Origin of the sequence: Clostridium sp. MCC353, from assembly GCF_018785315.1 — a bacterium.
In the GTDB taxonomy this organism is placed as follows: domain Bacteria; phylum Bacillota; class Clostridia; order Lachnospirales; family Lachnospiraceae; genus CHH4-2.
On sequence record NZ_WQPN01000173.1, the window covers coordinates 50,257 to 75,585 of the forward strand.

The 25,329-nt window shown below is 47.3% G+C and carries 22 protein-coding genes and 1 riboswitch; of the genes, 2 read left to right on the top strand and 20 right to left on the bottom strand.

Annotation, left to right across the window (positions count from 1 at the left end):
- Window positions 1-32: 32 nt before the first annotated feature.
- The 7 genes from GPL15_RS25890 to tilS form a co-directional block, all read right to left on the bottom strand.
- A complete protein-coding gene (locus GPL15_RS25890; protein WP_215701566.1) occupies window positions 33-1,151 on the bottom strand; it encodes a C4-dicarboxylate TRAP transporter substrate-binding protein in 1,119 nt (372 codons plus the stop codon).
- Between the two features lie 4 nt (window positions 1,152-1,155).
- Complete coding sequence (locus tag GPL15_RS25895) at window positions 1,156-2,046, bottom strand: alpha/beta hydrolase (protein ID WP_215701567.1); 891 nt, start codon at window positions 2,044-2,046, stop codon at window positions 1,156-1,158.
- A gap of 161 nt (window positions 2,047-2,207) precedes the next feature.
- Window positions 2,208-2,867 carry a GntR family transcriptional regulator gene (locus tag GPL15_RS25900; protein ID WP_215701568.1) on the bottom strand — a complete coding sequence of 220 codons (660 nt, stop codon included), beginning with the start codon at window positions 2,865-2,867 and terminating at the stop codon, window positions 2,208-2,210.
- A gap of 94 nt (window positions 2,868-2,961) precedes the next feature.
- On the bottom strand, window positions 2,962-5,031 hold the full coding sequence (locus GPL15_RS25905; RefSeq protein WP_215701569.1) for a glycoside hydrolase family 13 protein: 2,070 nt from the start codon (window positions 5,029-5,031) through the stop codon (window positions 2,962-2,964).
- A gap of 464 nt (window positions 5,032-5,495) precedes the next feature.
- On the bottom strand, window positions 5,496-7,262 hold the full coding sequence (gene ftsH / locus GPL15_RS25910; RefSeq protein ID WP_215701584.1) for an ATP-dependent zinc metalloprotease FtsH: 1,767 nt from the start codon (window positions 7,260-7,262) through the stop codon (window positions 5,496-5,498).
- A gap of 47 nt (window positions 7,263-7,309) precedes the next feature.
- Complete coding sequence (hpt, locus tag GPL15_RS25915; RefSeq protein ID WP_215701570.1) at window positions 7,310-7,834, bottom strand: hypoxanthine phosphoribosyltransferase; 525 nt, start codon at window positions 7,832-7,834, stop codon at window positions 7,310-7,312.
- Window positions 7,827-9,182 carry a tRNA lysidine(34) synthetase TilS gene (tilS, locus tag GPL15_RS25920; RefSeq protein ID WP_215701571.1) on the bottom strand — a complete coding sequence of 452 codons (1,356 nt, stop codon included), beginning with the start codon at window positions 9,180-9,182 and terminating at the stop codon, window positions 7,827-7,829. The genes hpt and tilS overlap by 8 nt, the downstream gene beginning before the upstream one ends.
- A gap of 132 nt (window positions 9,183-9,314) precedes the next feature.
- On the opposite strand from tilS, the gene GPL15_RS25925 reads away from it, so the two are divergent.
- Entirely contained in the window at window positions 9,315-9,668 is a 354-nt protein-coding gene (locus GPL15_RS25925; RefSeq protein ID WP_215701572.1) for a hypothetical protein, read from the top strand.
- Window positions 9,669-9,690: 22 nt separating this feature from the next.
- On the opposite strand, the gene GPL15_RS25930 is transcribed toward GPL15_RS25925, so the two are convergent.
- The 13 genes from GPL15_RS25930 to GPL15_RS25990 form a co-directional block, all read right to left on the bottom strand.
- Window positions 9,691-11,106: a SpoIIE family protein phosphatase gene (locus GPL15_RS25930; protein WP_346345047.1), complete on the bottom strand. Its 1,416-nt coding sequence runs from the start codon at window positions 11,104-11,106 to the stop codon at window positions 9,691-9,693.
- Between the two features lie 106 nt (window positions 11,107-11,212).
- Window positions 11,213-11,530 (bottom strand): septum formation initiator family protein, encoded by a 318-nt coding sequence (locus GPL15_RS25935; RefSeq protein ID WP_215701573.1) that lies wholly within the window; start codon window positions 11,528-11,530, stop codon window positions 11,213-11,215.
- A gap of 1 nt (window position 11,531) precedes the next feature.
- Entirely contained in the window at window positions 11,532-11,918 is a 387-nt protein-coding gene (gene yabQ, locus GPL15_RS25940; protein ID WP_215701574.1) for a spore cortex biosynthesis protein YabQ, read from the bottom strand.
- 14 nt (window positions 11,919-11,932) lie between these two features.
- On the bottom strand, window positions 11,933-12,217 hold the full coding sequence (gene yabP / locus GPL15_RS25945) for a sporulation protein YabP (RefSeq protein WP_215701575.1): 285 nt from the start codon (window positions 12,215-12,217) through the stop codon (window positions 11,933-11,935).
- Between the two features lie 67 nt (window positions 12,218-12,284).
- Complete coding sequence (locus tag GPL15_RS25950; protein WP_103227713.1) at window positions 12,285-12,524, bottom strand: RNA-binding S4 domain-containing protein; 240 nt, start codon at window positions 12,522-12,524, stop codon at window positions 12,285-12,287.
- Window positions 12,525-12,527: 3 nt separating this feature from the next.
- Window positions 12,528-12,803 (bottom strand): HU family DNA-binding protein, encoded by a 276-nt coding sequence (locus GPL15_RS25955; RefSeq protein WP_215701576.1) that lies wholly within the window; start codon window positions 12,801-12,803, stop codon window positions 12,528-12,530.
- A gap of 101 nt (window positions 12,804-12,904) precedes the next feature.
- On the bottom strand, window positions 12,905-13,285 hold the full coding sequence (locus GPL15_RS25960) for a MazG family protein (protein WP_215701577.1): 381 nt from the start codon (window positions 13,283-13,285) through the stop codon (window positions 12,905-12,907).
- A gap of 131 nt (window positions 13,286-13,416) precedes the next feature.
- On the bottom strand, window positions 13,417-13,965 hold the full coding sequence (gene spoVT, locus GPL15_RS25965) for a stage V sporulation protein T (protein WP_215701578.1): 549 nt from the start codon (window positions 13,963-13,965) through the stop codon (window positions 13,417-13,419).
- A gap of 155 nt (window positions 13,966-14,120) precedes the next feature.
- Window positions 14,121-15,209, bottom strand: a complete 1,089-nt coding sequence (gene uxuA, locus GPL15_RS25970) for a mannonate dehydratase (RefSeq protein WP_215701579.1) — start codon at window positions 15,207-15,209, stop codon at window positions 14,121-14,123.
- A gap of 286 nt (window positions 15,210-15,495) precedes the next feature.
- Window positions 15,496-19,038 carry a transcription-repair coupling factor gene (mfd, locus tag GPL15_RS25975; RefSeq protein ID WP_215701580.1) on the bottom strand — a complete coding sequence of 1,181 codons (3,543 nt, stop codon included), beginning with the start codon at window positions 19,036-19,038 and terminating at the stop codon, window positions 15,496-15,498.
- A gap of 8 nt (window positions 19,039-19,046) precedes the next feature.
- Window positions 19,047-19,613, bottom strand: coding sequence for an aminoacyl-tRNA hydrolase (gene pth / locus GPL15_RS25980; protein WP_215701581.1), 567 nt, complete (start codon window positions 19,611-19,613; stop codon window positions 19,047-19,049).
- 734 nt (window positions 19,614-20,347) lie between these two features.
- Window positions 20,348-20,614 (bottom strand): hypothetical protein, encoded by a 267-nt coding sequence (locus GPL15_RS25985; protein WP_215701582.1) that lies wholly within the window; start codon window positions 20,612-20,614, stop codon window positions 20,348-20,350.
- 7 nt (window positions 20,615-20,621) lie between these two features.
- Window positions 20,622-23,567 carry an ATP-binding protein gene (locus tag GPL15_RS25990; RefSeq protein WP_346345048.1) on the bottom strand — a complete coding sequence of 982 codons (2,946 nt, stop codon included), beginning with the start codon at window positions 23,565-23,567 and terminating at the stop codon, window positions 20,622-20,624.
- A gap of 73 nt (window positions 23,568-23,640) precedes the next feature.
- Window positions 23,641-23,736: riboswitch (purine riboswitch) on the top strand.
- 49 nt (window positions 23,737-23,785) lie between these two features.
- On the opposite strand from GPL15_RS25990, the gene GPL15_RS25995 reads away from it, so the two are divergent.
- On the top strand, window positions 23,786-25,189 hold the full coding sequence (locus GPL15_RS25995) for an NAD(P)/FAD-dependent oxidoreductase (RefSeq protein ID WP_215701583.1): 1,404 nt from the start codon (window positions 23,786-23,788) through the stop codon (window positions 25,187-25,189).
- Window positions 25,190-25,329: the final 140 nt, after the last annotated feature.

Genomic DNA, 25,329 nt, shown 5'->3' on the forward strand with positions numbered 1-25,329 from the left:
CTGTTTTATCCGTTTCAACTGCCAGGATTTCTTTATTTTCCCATCGCTTTCATGACTGTATCATATAGACCATCCGACCATCCATAACTCGCTGCTTTATCGTAAAAACTCTGAGACATTTCTATAAGTTTCTGCCTGTCTTCAGACGATACTTCTGTAAAGGTTACCCCCATTTCATTTACCAGCTTATCAACATACTCCTGTTCCGCTGTCTCCTGCTGGTCATTATTATAAATTCCCGCTTCTTCTGCTGCAGATATCAGCCATTCCTGCTGTTCACCTGAAAGTCCGTCAAAAAAGCTGCTGCCGCAAACCCAGATCGCAAAGTTGTAAATATGAGCGTCTTTATATACATATTTTGCCGGTTCTGCCCACTGCATGGAATAAAAAGCAGACGTGACATTTTCCAAACCATCTATGGTCTTCGTCTGCAGTGCCTGATATACCTCACTTGCAGCCATTGGGGTCGCTGTCGCTTGAATGGCGTTAATTGACTCAATCTGGACCTGATTATTAGGCACCCTTATCTTCATTCCCTTTAAGTCTTCCGGGTGTTCAACAGGTGATACCGTAAGCAGATGGCGTTCTCCCAGTTTCCAGTTCGACGCAACTATCTTCAAGCCGTTTTCCTGCAGTAATTCGTCCTGCCCTTTATACCAGTCACTTTCCTGCAGTTTCCAGCATTCGTCCCAACTGTTAAATATATAAGGCCCAAATACGATTCCTAAATCAGAAGCTCCATATTCGGATAAAAATGCTCCATCCGCTATGGTTATTACCTGCTCTCCTAACTGCATCGAATCGATTAAGTCATTTTTATTCCCCAGCTGGCTGTCCGGATATAACTCTAAGACGATTGTGCCTCCACTTTTTTCTTCCACTAATTCCTTCCATTTTTCTACGGCCTGGGCCATCGGGTCATTCATGCTGTTTTCAAACCCAACACTGATTACAACAGCGTCCTTCGAACCGTTTGTCCCCTCTGCTGTGGATTCCCCGTCCTTTTGCTCTGACTTGCCGGCTGCTGTTTCCTTTGCTGTTTCCTGTTTTACGTTTTCCTGTTTCCCGGCTTCCTTAGCGGTGCCCTGGCACCCCATAAGACTTACTGCTGTTAACACCGCTGCTGTTAAAAATACCAATCTTTTTTTCATACGTTTATTCCCCTTCTCTTTCATTTTTTTTCTTTAGCTGGGCTTGTATAAATTCAAATATTTTATCCGTATTCTCCCTTGTCCTGAATTTAGAATCCGCATGCTTTGCCCCATCTATAATTTCAAAATAATCCTGTTTCCGTCCTGCATCAAGCAATGACTTCTGAATCGCATAAGCATGTGCTATAGGCACAATCCCATCAGCATTTCCATATTGTAAAAATAATGGCGGTCCACTTTGTTTTATATAGCTGCGTGGATCTGCTTTTTTTGCCATATCCATCTTATTGTGAACGGCGCCGCCAAGCAGTTTTGCCTCCGCCGAGTCACAGGATGAAATATCTCCTGACGTCAAATCAACCGGGCCATATAGCGTAACCGCCGCTGCTGCTTTAGAAGAAACCCCGGCATTTCCCATACTTAAATCCAACAGATCCTCGTCTCCTGACTGGGAAGTAATCATTGACAGGTGTGCACCGGCAGACAGCCCCCATAACACAATATTATCTGCATCCAGATTATATTTTTCAGCATTTGCTCTTAGAAAACGGATTGCGGCCTTTAATTCATATATCTGAAGCGGGAACTGACCATAAGAAGATAATGTGTAATCTACAGAGGCTACGGCATATCCCCTCTTTAAACCGTCCAGTACAGGCTCCATCCGTTCAGAACTGCGGCTTCCATAAAACCAGCCGCCTCCATGAACATCCACAATTACCGGAAATGGCCCTTGTCCCGTATCTGGAAAATAAAGATCCATTAATTCATACTCCGTCTTTTCTGCATATGGAATATTGAGAATTTTATTTTTCAATTCCGGACGCTCTTTTGCCACTGCAACCTCAGGATCCTGAAAATCCGGATCCTGATAAATAATTATACTTTGTTCCATTACACCCTCCTCTTCATCCTGTAACGTTTATTTGCATTTATGTTGTGCACAACTTGTATGCAAGTTATTTTATAAAAAATAGGGTTTTATCAACCTACTTGTTACTAAAATAGCACAATTTTATTGACATGTCAACATTTGTTTTGTGCACTTTAACGGTATCACTTCCATTGCAGGTTTTTCATCATGAGTTCAATTCCTTCATTTCTGGATTTTACAAGGTGTTCTGACAATAAGCCGGCTGCTGTATCATAGTTCTTTTCCAAAATATAATTAATAATATTGATATGTTCTTTCTGGGATTCAAAAAAACGCTCTTCACGGTTTCCAGCAACCAATGTTCCCATCCGGTAATTCTGATCATACACATTCTTCACAAGGTTCGTAATAAACGTGTTCTTGCATACTCCAAGAAGATACAAATGCAGCTTTTCCGACGTGTCCATGTCGTACTGCAGCACATTCTCCTGTTTATTATTAAGCAGGTCCATACACAGCCTTTTAATGTCCTCCAGCGATCCGGCAGACATCTCACTTCCATATTCTCTGATCACATATGGTTCCAAAAGAATGCGGACCTCATAGATATTGTAAATCATCCCTGTGGTCAGCTCGCTGACCCATATCCCTCTTTTGGGTACAATTTTTACCAGTTCTTCTTGCTCCAGACGGTTTAAAGCTTCCCTGATCGGTGTCCGGCTGCTTCCTATCTCATTCATCAGCTCATTTTCTGACAAAACAGCCCCCGGCATATATTCACATTCGATGATTTTTTTTCTTATCGTCGTGTATGCCTTTTCTTTTAAAGTCCCATGCTCCATTCTACCACTCCTTTTACATCTTTTGTATCTATATAAAATCTACAGTTATAATTTTCACTTTTATAACTGTAGATTCCACCCATGCTGTATGGCTTTATCCTCTGTCATTTTCAGACATCAGGAGTATACCGGAGTTTCCAGGCATCTCAAGCCCAATCACTCCGTCTTTAACTTCAACCGCCAATTGTCCTACATTATATCCTTTTTCTGTTGTGAGCACAACCCGCATCATGCTCATCTCATCCGTAACGCCAATTTCCCATACCGGAATCTCCACATGGCGTTCCGACGCGCTGTTATTAATCACTACCACGCATTTCTCCCGCTTATAAGACCTTCCATATGCAATTAACTGCCTGTCGGCCGCCAATTCCTTTACAGAGCCCTTTTTGAGCGCCATACTGCGTTTGTGGATGGCGATCATATAGCGGTGGTATTCGATCAGTTCAAAATTCTCTTCCCCCCATGGAAAAGTCCTGCGGTTATCCGGGTCCGTCCAGCCGCACACGCCCGCTTCGTCCCCGTAATAAAGGGTTGGCGCTCCCGGCCATGTCATCTGAATCATCACCGCTTCCCGGAACACGCCGTAGTTAATGCCCACAGACGCCGCATCCGGCCCAGCCGTGCCGATCCGCCCCACCGTCCGGTTGGTCCGGGTCAGGAATCTGGAATGGTCATGGTTGGACAGTTCGTTCATGGCCACCTGGAGAGACGGGGTCTGCATCCGGCTCATATGGTAATTCATGGAACGGAAAAAGCTCTGTCCGTCTCCAAATAAACTGCCGTTATATTCGTCGCTGTGCTTTTCCATGCCCGTCAAAAACCAGGTCACCGGCTCCATAAACGCATCGTAATTCATCACCGTATCCCACTGGTCCCCCTGGAGCCAGCTGCTGGGATCTCCATAATGTTCCGCCAGAATAATGGCGTTGGGATTGGCCTCTTTTACCGTATTTCTGAAATCCCGCCAAAACTGGTGGTTGGTTTCGCTGGTATGGCCCAAATCGGCCGCCACATCCAGACGCCATCCATCCACACTGTAGGGCGGCGACACCCATTTTCTCGCGATCTTCATGATATATTCGTAAAGTTTCGGCGATTCTTCATAGTTCAGCTTAGGAAGGGTGCTGTGCCCCCACCAGCCGTCATAATTCCCGTTATAAGGCCATGCCTCATCATTATAAAACTTAAAAAAGGTACGGTACGGGCTGTCTTTGGAGATATAGGCCCCCGGCTCATAACTGCCCTGGCGCTCATAAATCCTCTCCCGGTCAAGCCATTTGTTAAATGATCCGCAGTGATTGAACACCCCGTCAATGATCACTTTCATGCCCCTTTTATGAACTTCCTCCACAAAGCGGGCAAAAAATTCATTGCTGGCCTCTAAGTTCTCTTTGTCCGCCGAACGGATCATGTATTTAGTGGCCTTATCATTGTTTGGCGAATTCTCTTCCACCAGCTCCCCGCCGTCTTTCACAATCACACCGTAATGCGGATCAATATAGTCATAATCCTGGCAGTCATACTTATGGTTGGACGGCGATACGAAAATAGGATTGAAATAAATCACTTCCACCCCAAGATACTGCAGATAGTCCAGTTTATCCCAAACTCCCTGCAGATCACCGCCGTAAAAACAGCCCACATCCATGGAGGACGGATTCTTCTTCCAGTCTTCCACCCGGGAAACAGGCCGCCCAATGTAGATATATTCGCAGCTCTCCACATCATTGGAAATGTCGCCCCGGTTAAACCGGTCCACGAATATCTGATACATCACAGCCCCTTTTGCCCACTCGGGTGTATGAAACCCCGGAGTGATCCTGAAACTGAAACAGCTTTGAATATCCGCCGTAGCTCCCAGCCGGTTATAATAGCAGACCTCCATCCCTTTCATCACCTGAAAGAAATAGTTTTTCGGCACGCTCCCAGCGTCAATCCAGGTCTGGTAATAATCAAACAACTGGTCCGCATCGTATTTTATCATCTCTGTTTCAATGTAATTATCCGGTTCTATATAGCAGACGCGGTCCGCGTCATTCCTGGCAGTACGGAAACGCAGCCGGACTAACTGCCCCTCATCGGGCTCAGGCGGCATTCGGTAATCCTCTGTTTCATCGCAAAATAACGCTCTTCTATTTATAGCATTCTTATGATTATCCATAACTAAAGCCCTTCTTCGTTATCTATTTCCCCTCCCCTTCATTTTAAATGATTGAATTAGAATATACAACAGAAATATCCACCAGTTTTCAGATACCGGTTTCCATTATATTGTCCAAATTCTTCTGTATTGCCCTGACTGTCTGCGGGCACAGGCTGTGAAAAATGTATTCCTGTTATATAAAATACCCCGGAAGTCCTTTTTATTTCTTTGAGAAGGACATTCATTCGGATAAGTAAAAGAGCCAGCGGGGTAGCTGGCTCTTCTAGGAGAAGGTATTTCGTTTCTTATGGGGTGTAGCAAAAACTATATAATGTATTGGGGGGGTTACGTTAATTATAATAGCATATGCGCCGGAATAAGTGTGCACAAACATGAAGAAATTACATAAGTTTTTTTATGCATTTTCACAGAGCATTTTTTCATGAAATTATATTTCATAAGATTTTTCACCAAAAACCAGCTTAAAATAAGGCTTCAAACTCTTCCTGCCCGATTTTTTCCTTTTCAATTAACAGCTGACAGCAGGCGTGCAATACATTCTCATGTTCCAAAATCATCTTTTTGGCTTTCTCATAACAATCATCTATGATGTGCTTCACTTCAGCGTCAATGGCTGTAGCCACCCCTTCGCCATAGCTTCTGGTATGGGCCAGATCCCGGCCGATAAACACCTCGTCTTCGTCCCCGCCATAATCCACCATGCCGATCTTATCGGACATGCCGTATTTGGTGACCATGGCTCTGGCGATAGCCGTTGCCTGCTTGATATCCTGTGACGCGCCGGTGGTCACATCCTTAAAAATGATCTCTTCCGCTATGCGCCCGCCCAGGGACACCATGATGTTCTGAAGCATCTTTCCTTTGGTGTTGAACAGCTCATCTTTTTCCGGAAGAGGCATGGTGTAGCCTGCCGCCCCCATACCGGTTGGTATGATGGAAACCGTATGAACCGGGCCCACATCCGGGAGAAGGTGGAATAAAATCGCATGGCCCGCTTCGTGATAAGCGGTAATCCGTTTTTCTTTCTCGGAGATCACCTTGCTCTTCTTTTCCGCACCGATTCCAACTTTTATAAATGCGCGGTCAATATCCGCCTGGCGGATAAATTTATGGTCTTCTTTGGCCGCCAGGATCGCAGCCTCATTCATCAGGTTTTCCAAATCCGCGCCTGTAAATCCGGCGGTAGTACGCGCTACCCGGCCCAGATCCACATCCTCTCCCAGCGGTTTTTCCCTGGAATGGACGCCTAAAATCTCTTCCCGGCCCCTCACATCCGGCCTGCCGACCATAACTTTCCGGTCGAAACGGCCCGGCCTTAAAATAGCGGGATCCAGTATATCCACACGGTTGGTCGCCGCCATCACGATGATTCCTTCATTTACGCCAAAACCGTCCATCTCCACGAGGAGCTGGTTTAAGGTCTGCTCTCTTTCATCATGGCCGCCGCCCATGCCGGTGCCTCTCCGCCGTGCAACCGCATCGATCTCATCGATAAATACAATACAAGGCGCGTTCTTTTTCGCTTCCTCAAACAGATCACGGACACGGGATGCGCCCACGCCCACGAACATCTCCACAAAATCAGAGCCGGAAATGCTGAAAAACGGCACTCCCGCCTCGCCTGCCACGGCCTTTGCAAGCAATGTCTTACCGGTTCCAGGAGGGCCCACCAGCAGCATTCCCTTAGGAATACGGGCGCCCAACTGGGTATATTTCTGCGGATTTTTAAGGAAATCCACCAATTCTTCCAAATCTTCTTTTTCTTCCTTCAGTCCGGCCACCTTCTGGAAGTTTATTTTGCTGTCCCTGCTCATTCTCGCCCGGCTTTTGCCAAAATTCATCATCTTGGCATTGGTGCCGCCGCCTGCTGCCCTGGCATTCATCATCATGATGATCACAACCAGCACAACCGCAGAAATCACAATTGGAACCACGACGCTGAGCAGATAATTCTCCTGCGGAACATTATCAAAAGAAAATACCACGTCATTATCCATCATAAGCGTCTTCACTTCATTAACATCCGGCACATAAATCTTGCTCACCGTGCCGTCTTTAAAATACAGCTCCACCTCGCCGGTAGGCGTCTCTTTATTCTGTTTAATCAGCGCCGAATCGATGCGGTCTGCATCCACGGCCTCTAAAAACTGCTGGTAGGTGATCCTCTCTGACGCTCCCTGCCTTGGAAATGTGGTCGCCAGCACGACCAGCATAATCATCAGAGCCATAAATCCTAATCCTCTAAAAGGTTGTTGTTGTTTCAACTCCTGCCTCCTTACTGCTCCACTACCCCGATATAAGGTAAGTTCCTATATTTTTGATCAAAATCAAGCCCATATCCGACCACAAATTCATCCGGGATTGTAAAGCAGGTATAATCTACCTGAACCTGTTTTTTCACCCTTCTCTCCGGTTTGTCAAGCAGGGTGCAGAGCTTAACGCTTCTCGGATTCCTCTGCTTTAACACTTCAATCAAATAAGCCAGAGTTCTTCCGGAATCGATGATATCTTCCACAATCAATACATCTTTGCCCTCCAGCGGTTCATCCAGATCCTTAATGATCCTCACAACCCCGCTGGACGCGGTGCCCGATCCATAGCTGGATACAGACATAAAATCAAGGGATACCGGCACAGTGATCCTCTTAGCCAGTTCACAGGTAAAGAACACGCCGCCCTTTAATATGCAGATCAAATGAATCTGCTTTCCCTCATAATCTTTGCTGATCTGAGCAGCAATTTCGTTAATCCTGACATTAACCTCTTCTTCTGATAATAATACCCTAATCTTGTCAGCCACTTTTCTTTCCTCCATCTAATTGTACCTGCAATACATTTTTTGTATTATCCGTCACTTTATAATATTCACTTATCCGGTATCCGATAATCCAGATAATATGTTTTCCATCTGCCAACAGCGGAATATGATCCCGCACTTCCCTGGGGATTTTCTCATCAATCATGAAGGCCTTAACCGTTTTCCGGCCTCCCGGTATGGTGATAAAATCTCCGGTTTCGCGTATCCGGACAGATACCATACCCTTGATTTTATCATAATCAAACCATTTCGTATACCGGTTTTTGGGAATTTCCGATGATTTTTCATAAGGAAATACCGTAAAAACAGGCTCCGGCAGCCAAACGGAGGGCTGCTTATCCACAACATCGTCTTTTTTTCTCTTTTCTATCCACAAATTGCGGTAATCTCTCCGCGCGAGGAGGCCGTAAGGCAGATCCACCCTGCTTCCGGTTTCCTTCAAAAGCAGTTCCTGCACCTGTTCAATATGCCTGGATGAAATGTCTTTTCCATGGCCTGCCGCCTGCTTAATCATGCTGAACAACACGTAGGTCTGGATGATGGACGGCTGGCCCTCCAGCGCCTGGACCGGCATGCCCCATCCGTTTTCCTCTGTCACTCCGCAATCGTTTAAAAGTTTCCCCGCCTGAGCGGCCAGATATTCATCCGCCTGGAATATTAGTTTTCCGGCATGGTCTATGTTTTGGGCCGCCCGGGGATTGATCAGTTCCCCTATCATGGGTATGATCTGGTTTCGCAGTTTATTTCTCGTATAATCATCCGTCAGATTTGTGGAATCCGTACAGTAAGGGATCTTCCTCTCATTCAGATAGCAGAGAATTTCTTCCCTTCCAAAACAAAGCAGCGGACGCACAATCCGGTCTCTGACCGGCGCGATTCCGCCAATTCCTTTCAGTCCGCTTCCCCGGAACAGGTTGTGAAGGATCGTCTCCACATTATCATCCCGGTGATGCGCTACCGCTATCCTGTCCGCTCCGGTCCGCTCCGCCTCAAGGCCGAACTCCCGGTACCTGATCTCCCGCCCCGCCTCTTCCAGAGACAGTCCGTGTTCCCTGGCGTAACGGGCGGCATCCGCGCGGATCACCCGGCAGGGAACCTCCAGGCTCCGGCAAAATTCCTCCACATAAGCGGCGTCCCTGTCCGCCTCCTCACCCCGCAGCCCATGATGTACGTGCAGGGCGGACACCTCGATGCCCAGCTTCTCCCGGTTTACAGCCAGCAAATGCAAAAGGCACACAGAATCAGCGCCGCCCGATACAGCGGCGACGACACGTTCTCCCTCACGGAACATATGATATTTTTCACTGAATTCCAGAAATCTCTTTTGCATGATGATATCACCTTTCTGGAGTGTGTTTAAGCCTTCAAATACACTCTGCATCTTTCCGCCTACGTTATAATTCAGACGGCTAATCTTCTTGACCAAAAATACCGGTCAAGAAGCATCGGATGTCCATCCGATGTGAAAATTGATAAAGATAGCCGCTTACAAGCCAGCTTGACGCTGCTTTCTTTATCAATTTTAATGATTCAGACGGCTAATCTTCTTGACCGAAAAAACCGGTCAAGAAGCATCGGATGTCCATCCGATGCGAAAATTGATAAAGATAGCCGCTTACAAGCCAGCTTGACGCTGCTTTCTTTATCAATTTTAATGATTCAGACGGCTAATCTTCTTGACCGAAAATGCCGGTCAAGAAGCATCGGATGTCCATCCGATGCGAAAATTGATAAAGAAAGCCGCTTACAAGCCAGCTTGACGCTGCTTTCTTTATCAATTTTCCCGCCGTCTCAACTGTTACTAATAATATACTAGTATTCCGCGATACATGCAAATATTATTTTCGTTTCCAGATTCCGGCCGCCAATACGGTCATATCATCCCTGGCCGCATTAGAAAAAGAACATGCGAACCTGAGAATCCGTTCTGCCATGTCCTGCGGCGTCTTCCTGGGCATGCTGTCCAGGTATTCTTTTAACACGAGTTCCTTATCCTCTCCCGGCAGGGCGTCCAACACCCCGTCGCTGACCATGATGATCCTGTCATCATCCCATAATTTTCTGGACAGCAGAAGTGGTTCCACCGTATTCAGCACGCCCATGGGCACGTCTCCCGCTTCCAGTATTTCAACTCCATTTTCACTCATCACATAGGTGGCCGAGGCTCCCAGCTTCATAGCTTCCAGAACTCCGGTGTGAAGATCCACAAGACACAGATCCAGGGTGGCCGGATGCTGCTCCGTACCCGACAAAAGGAGCACCGTATTCACCAGTTTTAATGCCGACCGGCAGGAAAACCCTGTGCCTAAAAGCTGTTCCGTCAGTTCTATCACCTTCTGGCTCTCCCCTGACGCGGTCTGCCCGCTTCCCATTCCATCGGAAATGCTCATCAGCACCTGGCCCGGAACGTGTTCCCCATAGGTGTAATTATCGCCGGATACCGTCTCGCCCCGCTTCGAAGCCCGGGCCACTCCGTATAACATCCGGTACGCTCCCTCTTCTATAAAGCGGACGGTCGCAAACTGGCGGGTTATGATGTTCTTGCTGTCCTTTGCCACATCCCATTCCGTTCCTCCCATGGCCTGTCCGATCAGTCCCGCCGCTTCCTTTGAGGTCATGCACCTTCCGTTGGTGGTTTTGACAGTCAGATATGCCTCACGCCTCTTATTCTCATATTCCAGCACCAGCAGGTTTTCCACCGCCATATGATGCCGCCGCAAAATTCTTCTGATCCCGTCCGCCTTGGTGGATGTGATATCCACCGCCTCCTCCATCTGATGGGAAAATTCCTCCAGAATCATCGCCAGCTCCCGAAACTGTACCACCACCGCGTCCCGGCTCTCCAAAAAACGGTTCTTCCAGCTTAAATTCATGGTGGCCTTTCCCAGGTTCCTGTTTAACTGGCCCAGATAGTCGTTTTTTTTCCTGCACATTTCCTGAAACAGCCGGGGCATGTCCGAATGCTCTACCATCCCTTTCTGCTCAAATGCCCTCAGCAGATAGTACAGATAATAGCTGTCCTCTTTTTCACTGTCCGAATAAATATTGCATTTATTGCAGCTTCCGCAGACCACAGCCGCAGCCGTCTGCATGGCCGCCATGCCGTCTTCTTTTGTCAGCTTCTGTCCGTCATTTATTTCATCGGCAAAGGCCTTTGCCAGCTCTTCCAAAGAACCGGCCATATCATTGAGCCTTCTCGCCGTATAGATATTCACATCAGCCATATCTTTATGTACGTATCTCCTTTTTAACACAAAAAAACCTCCTCACCTGTATATACTGAATCATATTATATACAGGCAGGAGGGAAATATATGTCAAATCAGGGATGCTCATACACAAAATCTTTCGACATTCCTTTTATCCCCTTGGCTTTAAAATCACTTCATCCGGATTGACCAGTCCCAGTTTTTCTTTTGCCACTTCCTCAATATACTGTTTTGTCTGGACATAGATGCGGCGCTCTTCCAGCTCGGCGGCCCGGTCCTTTTCTTTGGCTTTCTGGGCCTCCAGATTCTCTTCTTTCACCATGTATTCCAGGTCTTTATCCTGTAAAGTGGCGCCCTTAATACTAACCACCACTGCCATGCTTAAAATGACACCCGTGATACCAATCAGGGCCATGCGATTGCCCAGTCTCTCTTTTTTGCGCCTTCTGGCTCGGTTTGAAGTTCCCATATTAATCACCAGCTTTTCCCGTTCGCCGTTTTTTATGTCTACTTAATTTCATTCTAAGATATTTCAGCTTTTTTTGCAACATTTTATAACTATTTTCCAATATTTTCAAGAAAAAGCGGCTGATAAGACGGTCATACGCGATCATTCCCACCAATGCAGCCGCCACCACGTATCCGCGGATTCCTCCGTCATTCAATCGGTAGAGCAGAGTATAGGTCACAAGCGCCGCATAGATCCAGTAGATCATATCCTCAATTCCGACCCATATGTAATGGTGGGGAATAAAAATCCTGAATACCCGCAGCACATCGTAGCTCAGCATCAGGCCGGCTCCTGTGATAAGCCCCAGAAACTGGAGCTGAAGTTCATATTGGATGTTTCCGCTCAAATTCCCTCACCGCCTTACTTAAACAGCCGCACCACCCAGGATTCGGCCGACTTGTGAAATGCTTCGTTGGAGGAGTACACCAGGCTGTCAATGGTTCCGTCCACATCCACTTCCCCTTTTTCCACGGTAAGGCGGCTTACATGCAGATCTTTTCCCTTGATGGTCAAAAGACCCATATCCGTATCCAGAACAACCTGATTATCGTTAAATGAAACCACATCGCGAATTCCCGTTATGCTGCCGGACGACCGGTTTTCCATTATTATTTTGTGAGGACGGATGTCCATCTTTTCCTGCATACAAAAACCTCCTGATATATTTAACTCATTGGTTAAATATATTAGGAGGTCCGGTAATTTATGACTATTATAAATATCGGTAAAGTTCTTTTGCCTCATCTTTTTTCACAGTTTCCTGTACATCCAGCACTTCAACTTTTACAGATTTCGTTCCGAACTGAATCTCTATGATATCCCCTGTCTTTACGTTCAGGGAAGCCTTTGCCGGCTTATCATTGACTAATACCCTGCCTGCATCGCACGCTTCATTAGCCACCGTCCGTCTCTTGATCAGTCGTGATACTTTGAGGAATTTATCCAATCTCATAAATTATTCGTTTACTTTATCCTTCAACGCTTTTCCAGGTTTGAATTTTGGAGATTTTGATGCAGGAATGTTCATAACTTCGCCGCTCTTAGGATTTCTTCCTTCTCTTGCAGCTCTTTCAGATACTTCAAAAGTACCAAAACCAACTAACTGGATTTTCTCGCCTTTTACTAATTCTTCAGCAACAACGTCTGTAAATGCCTTTAATGCTTCTTCAGCGTCTTTCTTGCTGAGGTTTGCTTTTGCTGCGATAGCTGCGATTAATTCTGTCTTGTTCATTTAAATTTTCCTCCTAGAATTGTCTATGGTAGACGATTAAATCACTACTCAATTTTATTTGTACTATACTCTATCATTTATAGCCTCTAATCGTTGATTTGTCAAGGTTTTTTGGCTTTTTCCTGCTTTTTTATCTCGTTCCATAAAGCAAGGCTTTCCTCCGGGGAACTGACCTTTTTGCCGCCAAAAACATGGGGGTGGCGGCGGATCATTTTCTCGCAGACCCCGTTCACAACATCGTCTACCGTAAAGTCTCCGTCTTCCATGGCAATCTGGCTGTGCATCATGACCTGCAGGAGCACGTCTCCCAATTCCTCACATAAGTTTTCCTTATCGTGATGATCGATGGCGTCCAGCGCTTCCTGGCACTCTTCCACCAGACATTTTTTCAGGCTTTCATGGGTCTGCTCTTTGTCCCACGGACATCCATGGTCTGAACGGAGCTCTTCCATAATATGTTTCAAATCGTCAAATGTATACATGAACGGTTCCTCCTTTTGGAAGTATTATAGCTCATGCATGACAAAATCACAAGAGGAGCAGCCGCCATATGTGCCTGCCCCTCCTGTTTTTGGCAGCCGTTCAGACCTGCCTGAACGGCTGCTGTTTCTGATCATCCCTCCATCTGCCTTCCGAGAAAACCGGCAGCGGTCATGACCAGTTTTGTTTCTGTATCTCCAAAGCGGGCCCTTGGTTCGCGGCTCAGCAGAGAAACGGAACCGATTGCGTCACCTTCACATATAATTGGAGCGATAACCTGGGCGGTAATTCCTTCCATCTCTTCCGATGTGAGAGAAATAAACCCTTTTTCATCTTTTGCGGCCAGAACCGTAGTCCTTTCACCAATCAGGTGCTCTAACTGTTTACTGATCGTCTTCTGTAATAAGTCTTTTTTGGATCCGCCTGAGACCGCGATCACCTGATCCCTGTCCGTAATACAAACCATCATTCCTGTAGACTGTGCCATGGCGTCCGCGTACTGGGTCGCAAATGAGGTCAGCTCCACCATGGGGGAATATTTCTTTAAAATGATTTCCCCTTCTCTGTCTGTAAATATTTCAAGCGGTGTACCTTCACGAAGACGAAGGGTCCGACGTATTTCTTTTGGTATTACTACCCTGCCCAAATCGTCAATTCTTCTTACAATTCCTGTAGCTTTCATAAAAATTCCTCCATTTACTGTACTCTCCGTTTCTGGAAGTAGTATTTGTCAAATGAAGGAATTTATACATTTTCTAATCTCAAAATTTAGTTTAATCTGATAGTTTTAATCTGATTTTTAACCTTACCGGACCGGAAAGCCTTTTCCCGGCATCCTTAAAACAGCTTCGGGCTGGAACATCCCGCATTCTTTTCAATCGCTTCCCAAAGCCCTTCCAGATAAACCGCTCCTAATGCCCGGTCATAAAGCCCATATCCCGGCATGGCTTCTTCTCCCCAGATCATTCTTCCGTGATCCGGGCGGATGATGCCGTCAAATCCGGTTTCATACAGCGCTTTCATGATCTCATACATATCCATAGATCCGTCGGCGGATAAATGGGCCGCTTCTTCAAAATCCCGGCCGCTGTTATATTTTAAGTTTCTGACATGGGCAAATGGTATTCTGCCCTTTGCGCAGCGGATGATGTCACAGATATCATTGGCTGGGTTTGAACCAAGTGATCCGGTGCACAGGGTAATGCCGTTGTAGGGCTGGTTCACCGTTTCCAACAGTCTGACAATCGTCTCCTTATTGCGGACAATCCGCGGCAGCCCGAAAATCGGCCACGCAGGGTCGTCGGGATGGATTCCCATGCGGATATCGTATTTTTTACAGGTATCCCCGATGGCCTCTAAAAAATAGACCAGGTTCTGGAACAGCCTTTCAGAATCCACATCTTTATATGCTTCAAATAAAGACTTCAGCTTTTCCAGCCTTTCCGGCTCCCAGCCAGGCATAACAAAGCCATGGGACATCTTTTCAATGGATTCCCGCATGTGTTCCGGGTCAATTTTGTCTATTACATCCTGGTTATAGGCCAGAACCGTGGAGCCGTCTTCTCTCATTCTGGCTAAGTCCGAACGGGTCCAGTCAAAAACAGGCATGAAATTATAACAAACCATACGAATATCATTTTCACCCAGGTTCTCAAGGGTGGTGATGTAATTGGCAATATGCTCTTCCCGTTTTTCTGTCCCGATTTTAATATCATCGGAAATATTCACCGATTCAATTCCCATGATGGAAAGCCCGGCGTCTTCAACTTCTTTTTTAAGCGCTGCAATTTCTTCTTTTTCCCATACTTCACCCGGCATTTTACCCATCAGGGTGGTTACAACGCCTTTTACCCCCGGAATCTGTCTGATCTGCGTTAAACTCACGCTGTCATATCCCGGTCCATACCAACGAAGTGTCATGTTCATAAATTTTTCCTCCTTACAGGCCCTCAATATAGGGAGCTCATTCCGGTTTTACCTGTTATTTTTATTATATATAATCAATAGAAATAATTAAATGGATTTTTCCTATATTCAGGCTGAAAAAAAACGACTACTAAAGGGTGGTTGAAAATATTTATTTAAATGATTGGCTGAAGTTACATGATTTCTTCCTAATTAAATGCAATATGGTAAATGAGAACAGTTCCCATTTACCATATTTTCACAAATATTCTCACTGAAGCCGGTTATTGTTCCAAAATAAAATTACTCATCCCGCATTCTGCCCCGACAGTTCACAAAGCTGTTTGAGAATCTCTTTCGCCTTATCCATCATAGCCTCGCAGTCCTTGTTCTTTCCTCTCTGGTCCACATATAAAAAGCCCGGCGCTTCACCCATCTGAAATTTCAAATCTCCCTGGTACTGTTCCACCACGGCCGGAATTCCGGCCACGTCCAGCCTGGCCTTGGGATACATGGATAGTTTCACTTCCTGCCTGTTCACGTTGACCTCCGTCACAAACGCTTTATGGGCCAGGGCCTTTAAACTGGCCACACGAAGCAGATTGTCCACCGGCTTCGGAATCTCCCCGAAACGGTCGATCAGCTCATCCTGCATATCCATGTACTCTTCATCCGTTTCAATCCCGGATATGCGCTTATAGATATCCAGTTTTTGATATTCATTCTTAATATAATAAGCCGGAATATACGCATCGATATCGCAGTCCACCACAGTATCAAAACTCTCTTCCTCTGTCCGCTGCCCTCTGAGGGCCTGAACCGCCTGGTTCAGCATCTTGCAGTAGAGATCGTATCCCACCGCCTCCATCTGCCCATGCTGTTCTGCACCCAGAATATTTCCAGCCCCCCGGATCTCCAGATCCCGCATGGCAATCTTGATTCCCGATCCCAGTTCCGTGAATTCCCGGATGGCCTGAAGCCGCTTTTCCGCCTCTTCTCTCAGCATTTTATCCCTCTTATACATTAAAAATGCATATGCAGTCCGGTTGGAACGCCCCACCCGGCCTCTAAGCTGGTAGAGCTGGGACAGCCCCATATGGTCCGCATCCTGGATAATCATGGTGTTGGCATTGGAAATGTCCAATCCCGTTTCAATAATCGTGGTGGATACCAGCACATCGATCTCCCCGTTGATGAAATCCAGCATAATCCGTTCCAGCTCATGTTCCCTCATCTGCCCATGGGCAAATGTAACCGCAGCGTCAGGCACCAGTTTAGCCACATGGGCCGCCACTTCATCGATATCATTAACCCGGTTGTAGACATAATAAACCTGCCCCCCGCGGGACAGTTCCCTGTTAATCGCTTCCCTCACCATCTCATCATTATATTCCATCACATAGGTCTGGATAGGCACGCGGTCCACAGGCGGCTCCTCCAGCACGCTCATATCCCGGATGCCGATCAGGCTCATATGGAGAGTTCTGGGAATGGGCGTGGCGGTCAGCGTCAGCACATCCACATTCTTCTTGAGCTGCTTGATTTTCTCCTTATGGGCAACTCCGAAACGCTGCTCTTCATCAATGATGAGCAGCCCTAAATTCTTAAACTGCACATCCTTGGACAAAACCCTGTGGGTTCCGATCAAAATATCCACCAGCCCCTTTTTCAAATCCTCCAGCGTCTTTTTCTGCTGGGCAGGGGTGCGGAACCTGGACATCAAATCCACCCGCACAGGAAAGTCCTTCATCCTCTGCAGAAATGTATTGTAATGCTGCTGGGCCAGAATCGTGGTGGGAACCAGGTAAACCACCTGTTTATTTTCCTGAACCGCCTTAAATGCAGCCCTGAGGGCGATTTCCGTCTTTCCGTACCCCACGTCGCCGCAGATCAGACGGTCCATGATCTTCTTGCTTTCCATATCCGCTTTTGTGGCATCAATGGCTTCCAACTGGTCATCCGTCTCTTCATAGGGAAATAATTCCTCAAATTCCTTCTGCCATACCGTGTCAGGCCCGTACTGATAACCTTCCACTTCCTGTCTGGTGGCATAGAGTTCCACCAGGTCTTTTGCGATCTCTTTGACCGCTCCCCTGACCCTGGTCTTCGTCTTATTCCACTGTTCTCCGCCCAGTTTGTTGAGTTTGGGCTTTTTCGCGTCCGCACCGGCATATTTCTGTATTCCGTCCAGCCTGGTGGCCGGCAGATACAAATTGCCGCCGTCCGCATATTCGATTTTCAGATAATCCTTGATCACCTTGTCCCGCTCTATCTTTTCAATGCCGCGGTAAACGCCCAGGCCGTGGTCTTCATGTACCACATAATCGCCTACCGACAGTTCCGTAAAGCTCTGAATCTTCTTGCCCTCGTAAACCGTCTTCTTCTTTTTCCTCTTTTTGCGTTCAGAACCGAACATATCCCCTTCGGTAATGACCACGAATTTAATCATCGGATATTCAAAACCGCGGTGGAGATTACCGTAAGTCACCAGGATTTCTCCCGGTTTTACCTGCCGTTCCTCATCATCCGGGCAAAATGCGCTTAACTCGTATTCTCTCAAATCCCCGGCCAGCCTGCTGGCTCTGGTTCTGGAAGCCGACAAAAGAACCACCCTGTATTTTTCCCGTTTCCATCGCTGCAGGTCTTTTATCAGCATCTCAAAACTGTTCTGATAGGAGTTTACATTTTTCGCCTGTATGCTGAACCGTTTTGTCACCGACAGGCCGGTCAGTTTCTGTTCCAATCCCGTCAAAAGCACCGTATTAGCCCCTGTACAGTCCGCCATCACCTCTTTCACCGGGTAGAGCAGTGAAGTCTGTTCCGGCAGAAGATACCCCTTTTCCAGCCTGTGTATCATGCTTTCCCGGAATTCCAGTTCCACCGCCTCTCCCTTTTCCCTCAGCCTGGCCGGTTCATCCAGATAAACCGCCGTCTGCCCTTTTGGAAAATACTCCAAAAAGGAAACGCTGTCTTTGCAGAAATACTGAAGGTAGCTGTCCAGGCCGCCTAACTTCCATCCTTCTTTCAGCCCTTCCACCAATTCCCCGATTATTCCTTTGATTCTGGCCGCTTCTTCGGTCTTCATCTGATTCCTCAGGTTTTTTTCATAACTTTTGGCCTCTTTTTCCAGCCGCCTGACTCCTTCTTCAATCTGGGATTTGCTAAACACCAGCTCAGAAGCGGGATAGATTAAAACCCGGTCCAACTGTTCCACAGATCTCTGGCTCTCCAAGTCAAAAGTTCTGATGGAATCCACAGTGGTATCCCACAATTCAATTCTGATGGGAAGTTCCTCCGTCAAAGGAAAGATATCGATAATCCCTCCCCTGATTGAAAACTGGCCCATGCCGTCCACCTGGGCCATCCGCTCATATCCCAAAAGGGTCAGTTTTTCCTTCCATTCATCCAGATCGATTTCCTGGTCCGTTTCTGCCGTCAGGGCATGTTCTTTTAAGTACAACAAAGGCATGAGATGATCCATCAGACCGTCCAGCGTGGTCACCACAACCCCCGTCTGATCCTCTAAAAGATGTTTCAGAACCTGCATCCTCTGTTTTGTGATCAGATTGCCATGAATATCCGCACTGTAAAACAATAAATCCTTTGCGGGATACAGCCACGTCTGAGGATTAAAATAGCAGAAATCATCATAGATTTCCTTCGCCCTGGAATCATCATAAGTCACCACCAGTTTCCAGGGCAGATTATCCGCGGTCTCCGACATCAAATGCACCTTTTGGGAATCCATGCAGCCGCTGACGGAAACCGGCCCTTTTCCCTGCCTTAAAGCCTTATCAAGCTCCTCATATTCCTTTAGTTCAACCAACGGATTTGCAAATATTGTACTCATTGCCGACCTCATTTCTTCGCATTAAAATGGTTCATAGCCGCGTCCGGTCCATCCGTAATCAGAAGGCATGCCGCCTCTGCAGCCTGCTTAAACGCCTCTTCCATCACCTCAGACTCTTCTTTCGAAAAATGCCCCAGCACATAGTCCGCCAGATCCATGCCTTTGGGCTTCTCCCCCACGCCCACTCTGATCCTGGGAAATTCCTGGGTGCCCAAATGGGCAATGATGCTCTTTATTCCGTTATGCCCTCCGGCGCTCCCTTTTTTCCTCACCCGAAGCTGTCCCGGCGCCAGGCTGACATCATCATATATGATAATAATATTTTCCGGTTCCACCTTATAATAATCTGCAATCGCCCTCACACTTTCGCCGCTGAGGTTCATAAATGTCTGAGGTTTGGCCAGTATCACCTTTTCCCCTCCTATTATTCCTCTGCCGCAGAGCGCTTTATTCTTTTTTTCCGTTATTTCCGTATTCAGCTTGTCTCCCAACACATCGATCACCTGAAAACCCGCATTGTGCCTGGTTTTATCATACTGTTTTGTGGGGTTTCCCAGCCCTACTATAATATACATATCAAAGACTCCTTATATTCTTCTCAATTCCGGTCATTTACGCAACACTTTAAGCGTTAGATCTCTATGGACGGGGATCTAACGCTGGTTTCTTCATTGTATCAGTTATGGGCGGATAAGTAAACGGGAAAGTTACATCTTTGGGTGGGTTTATTTGACATTATTTTACGTTATTTGAGTTTATTCGTGAAAGTAACGCCGTGAATCCTGGGACCGGGGGCGGGCAGGGCCTGTGGGGACGGGGGACTGCTTCCAACCGTAAGTGGTTCTAGGTCTGTAAGGGCGGACAGAGGCGGTGCGGCACCCATTCGAGGTGAACTCTGTATGGACTTCACCTCTCAGTGGGCGCCTCAGAAGCTGATCTGGTTTTCAGCTTCTGCCCGCCTCTGTCCGCCCTTGCAGACCAAGAACCACTAAATGGTTTCCAGATGCCCCCCGCCCCCACAGGCCCTGCCCGCCCCCGGTCCCAGGATTCACGGCTGGGTATTGGCGGAATAAAAGATAAATTTAACATCAACCCTGTTTTAACATCAACCGTGATTTACATTACCCCTGAAGGCATTTTCGAAAATGCCTTCAGGGGTAATATCAGGGGTAATGTAAATCACGGTTGAACAGCCAAAACCAGCAGAAACGCGGGGGGAGGCGGCGGCTGGAGGGCTGGGCTTTGGGGATTGGACGGGCGGGATGGAATCCGGCGGCGATGAAAGCCGTCTGGAAACCGTTAGGGAAACTTAGGCTGCAGGGATAGAAAAAGACGGGCAGAAACTGAAAACCAAATCAGTTTCTGAGATGCCCACTGAACGGTGAAGTCCCATAAAGAGTTCACCGTGAATGGGCATCGGACCGTCTTTTTCTATTCCTGGAGCCTTAGTTTCCCTTACGGCTGGAAGCCGGTTTTCATCGCCGCCGGATTCCATCCCGCCCGTCCAATCCCCAAAGCCCAGCCCTCCAGCCGCCGTCTCCCCCCGCGTTTCTGCGTAACTTTCGCTATTCCTCAAAAATAATTTAATCCCCAATATTCTTTTTCAATATCGCCAGCAGCTTCCCAAAATCAACCGGCTTCGCCACATGATCATTCATTCCTGATGTCATGGCCCTGGCGATGTCCTCGGCGAACGCATTAGCTGTCAGGGCTATAATAGGGATATCTGCGGCCTGCGGATGCGCGCTGCCCCGGATTTCCCTGGCGGACGTATATCCGTCCATAACGGGCATCTGCAAATCCATCAAAATGGCGTCATAGGTTCCCGGTGCTGAACTGAGGAAACGTTCGGCAGCTTCCCGTCCATTTACAGTACAGTCAACGGTCAGGCCCGATTCCTGAAGGAGTGTTTGGGCAATCTCCATATTCAGCTCATTATCTTCCGCCAAAAGAATATGCCAGCCCGGTGACGTTCCGGCTGCCGGTTCTCCAAAACCACCGTTCTCTTCCTGCTCAGGATCCTGCCGCAGCCCGCAGTCTGAACCGGAAGTCCTGATTCCGAGATACAGAGTAACCGTAAAACGGCTGCCCCGCCCCTTTTCACTCTCCACCTGAATATCGCCCTTCATGGCTGACACAATGCCATGGGCAATGGACATTCCAAGTCCGGTTCCCTGAATATGCTTTTCCTTCACTTCTTCTTCCCGGCTGAACGGCGCAAAGATAAATTTCTGGAATTCCTCTGACATCCCTATACCGTTGTCCTCTACCGTGAATACAAAACACCTCTGCTCTTCCGACCGCACAAATACTTCCTTAACCGCAACCCTGATTTGACCGCCTTCAGGCGTATATTTTATGGAATTGCTGATCAGGTTTAAAAGCACCTGCCGGATTCTGTTCTCATCTCCAATAACCGCTTCATGGATAACATCGTCCATGTTAAACCGGATTGTCAGTTTTTTCCCTATCACTTCCGCGCGGACAATGGAATTGATGTCGTTAATCAAAGCCCTGAGGCAAAATGGTTCTTCTGCCAGTTCCAGCCTGCCTTTTTCTATCTTGGACATATCCAGGATCTCATTGATAAGGGACAGCAGATGGGAGCTGGAAACATTAATCTTCTCCAAACAGTCTCTGACCCGTTCCTTCTCATCCAGATGGGCGGAAGCAATGGCCGACATGCCTACAATCGCGTTCATCGGAGTGCGTATGTCATGGGACATCTGCGCCAAAAACTGGCTCTTAGCTTCATTCGCCGATTTTGCCTTTTCAAATGCATCCATCAAGGCTGCCCGGTTCTTTTTCTCCTCTTCCAGCTCCTCCAATTTCTGTTCATTGATATTCATGTTGGCAAAGATCACCTTGCTCACTCTTCCGTCCTCTATCTCCGCTATGCTGAAACGCGACCGGACCCATTCCAAATGATCTCCGTATATCCGTCGGAAATCTATATCAAAAACCGGCTGTTCTTCTGTAAGCGTCTGCCTGAGAAACTCCACACTTCCCGCCCTGCGCATCTTTTCCCGGTCTTCCTGGTATACATAAAGCCGGATAAATTTTTCATAGTAATCAGAAAGTTTACCCTTTATGAAATCCCTGCTGGCTGCAATCACATCTTCCTGCCAAATCGGCTCTTCCTCATCATGATCCAGATCAAACAGATAAATGGAATAGTAGCACTGGCATAGATTTGAAAGCACTCTTTCCAGCTTCCGCTCCTTTTGTTTGTCATCGATATTGCGAAGGGTGAACAGCATCCGCTCTCCCATCTCTTTAAAAATCCTGACCGTGCTGTAATCGTAATAATGCAGTACCCCTTCTGTCTCCCACATTCTGATCATGCCATCCAAATTTCTCCCGTTCAGACAGGCATCCTTATCTTTATCAAAAATGCTGTTAAACTTGCGTCTGTCTTCCAGCGGCATCCGAACCATCATATAGCCGCAGAATTCCTCATAACTTCCATGGGCATGCAGGTCTTTAAATTCATCCGAAGCATAAATGCAGTTATACATCCCTCCATCCGCATCCACATTTACCACCAGCTTATAAATCTGTGAAACCGCGGCCTGGGCCCCTGCCTGGTCGGCCCGTTTTTCCACCTCGTAGTCCTGTTCATCAAATGCCACAATCACCCACGGATGGCTTTCCGTATATTGGCCGGACGGCTGGATTCTGATCCGCCGCCATCGGCCGTTCCTATTCCTGTACAGCCGTTCAATAGGATATTCGCCTCTGTTAATCCTGTCCTTCAGCGCCCCCGGCTCTGCCAGTTCCAGTATCTGCTGCCGGTATTCCCCGTCCGTCCCCTGTTTAGCATATCGTCTGAGAATCTCACAATAGTCACTCTCAGGGGACAGCAGCCCTTTAAATTTATCCTGTATCCTGATCACTTTATAAGAACCGTCCTCCAGATTGCACAAAAATATCCCGCAGTAACTTTGATTCAAAGTCTGTATCACCGAATCATATTCCTGCTTCAGCATTACGGTGTCCGTAATATTCTGATGGTATCCTCTGAGGCAGACGCCATTTTTATAATTATTATCCCTTACGCCTCCGCACCTTACATAAATCTTCCCCCAGTGGGGATGGTTCCAGGAATATTGAACCTCCGCTCTGGTATCCGATATAATCTTTTCAACACCGGACTGGACAATCGGATAATATGCGTCTTCTATCCGCTCATACCAGGTATTATAGCATTCTTCCGGCGTCGGCGTATTGTCAAATCCCAGCAGTTCCAGCATCACGCTGTCCGCATACATCCTGGGCGGCTTGCCTTCGCCCAGTTCAATCACCCAAAGGCCGGTCTGAGCTTCACGCAGCACTTCCTGCCTCTTATCCATATCATTAAAATGATCCAGCATTTCGACGTTTTCCTTTCTTCCGCCCAATTTCTGCAAGTTTCCTGTTTTTTGTATCAACATAATTAATTCTATCATCCCGCCCATCACATTTCCAGCAATATCCGTAAATCCGCCCTGTTTTTTTGCACGCCTTCCCTGGCATGTTTGAAAATTCATTCCAACGAACTGCCGCGCAAAGTCTCCAGAAATCAATTTTCAAACACGCCCTTGCGCTGGGGGTGACAATATGTTAAAATTCTATTGTTGTGCTTATATAAGTTCAAGATCGGTTGAACGTTTCTACCAACTACCGGAATAGTTGACTATAAGTGATTTCTCACTGTATCTTACTAACCGGTCTGTTGGTATTTTTTATCTTGAAAGGAGTGTTGTCAATGAATGCAAACAACCAATTTGACGTCATCATCATCGGAGCCGGACCTTCCGGAATTTTCTGCGCCTATGAATTGATTCAGGAAAAGCCTGATATGAAAATCCTGATGATAGAAAAAGGACGTCCCATCGAAAAAAGGACCTGTCCGAAACGTACAACGAAAGTCTGTGTCGGCTGCCAGCCCTGTTCCATCACCACTGGCTTTGCCGGAGCCGGAGCATTTTCCGACGGAAAGCTTTCCCTGTCTCCCGACGTAGGCGGCAATCTGCCTGAGATCCTGGGCTATGACAAAACTGTGGAACTTTTAAAGGAATCCGATAATATTTATCTGAAATTCGGAGCCGATACCAATGTTTACGGAATCGACAAACAAAAGGAGATTCAGGAAATCCGCAGAAAAGCGATTACAGCCAATTTAAAGCTGATTGAATGCCCGATCCGTCATTTGGGTACGGAAGAAGGCTATAAGATATATACCAGACTTCAGGAACATCTGCTGGCCCAGGGCGTCCACATGGAATTCAATACCATGGTCAAAGATATTATAATCGAAGAAAACCAGGCCAAAGGCGTGCGCACCGACAAGGATGAGGTCTATTACGCCAATGAAATCGTCTCCGCCATCGGCCGCGAAGGTTCCGACTGGTTCAGCCACATCTGCAATGACCACGGAATTGAAACCCAGGTGGGAACCGTAGATATCGGCGTCCGCGTAGAAGTGCGGGATGAAGTCATGGAATTTTTAAACAAAAATCTTTACGAGGCCAAACTGGTATACTACACCCCCACATTTGACGATAAGGTGCGCACCTTCTGCACCAACCCATCGGGCGAGGTCGCTACCGAATACTATGAAAACGGCCTGGCAGTAGTAAACGGCCATGCCTATAAATCCAAAGAATATAAAACCAACAATACCAACTTCGCATTGCTGGTCTCCAAAAACTTTACCAAGCCATTTAAGACCCCCATCGAGTACGGCAAACATATAGCCCAGCTCAGCAACATGCTTTGCGACGGGAAAATCATGGTCCAGACCTTCGGGGATTTCCAGCGGGGACGCCGTACAACGGAGGAACGCCTTTGCCGCAACAACCTGATCCCAACCCTGAAAGATGCGGTTCCCGGCGATCTCTCCTTAGTCTTCCCCCACCGTATTATGGTGGACATTAAAGAAATGCTCCTGGCACTGGATAAAGTCACCCCAGGCATTGCCAGCGACGAAACCCTGCTCTACGGCGTGGAAGTAAAATTCTATTCCAACAAAGTAGTGGTCAATTCCGATTTTGAGACCAGCATCGCAGGTCTGCGGGCAATCGGAGACGGCGCATCCGTCACCCGGGGACTCCAGCAGGCTTCCGCCAATGGAATCAGCGTGGCCAGGAGTATTTTGGCGAAATCTTGATTTAGTTGAGAAAGTTACGCAGGAAAGCGGGAGGAGGGGACGGACTGGATGTTTGGATGCGGGCGGGCCCAGGGGAATCCTTCGGGGATGAAAACCAGCTTCCAACCGTAAGTGAAACTAAGGCTCCAGGAATAGAAAAA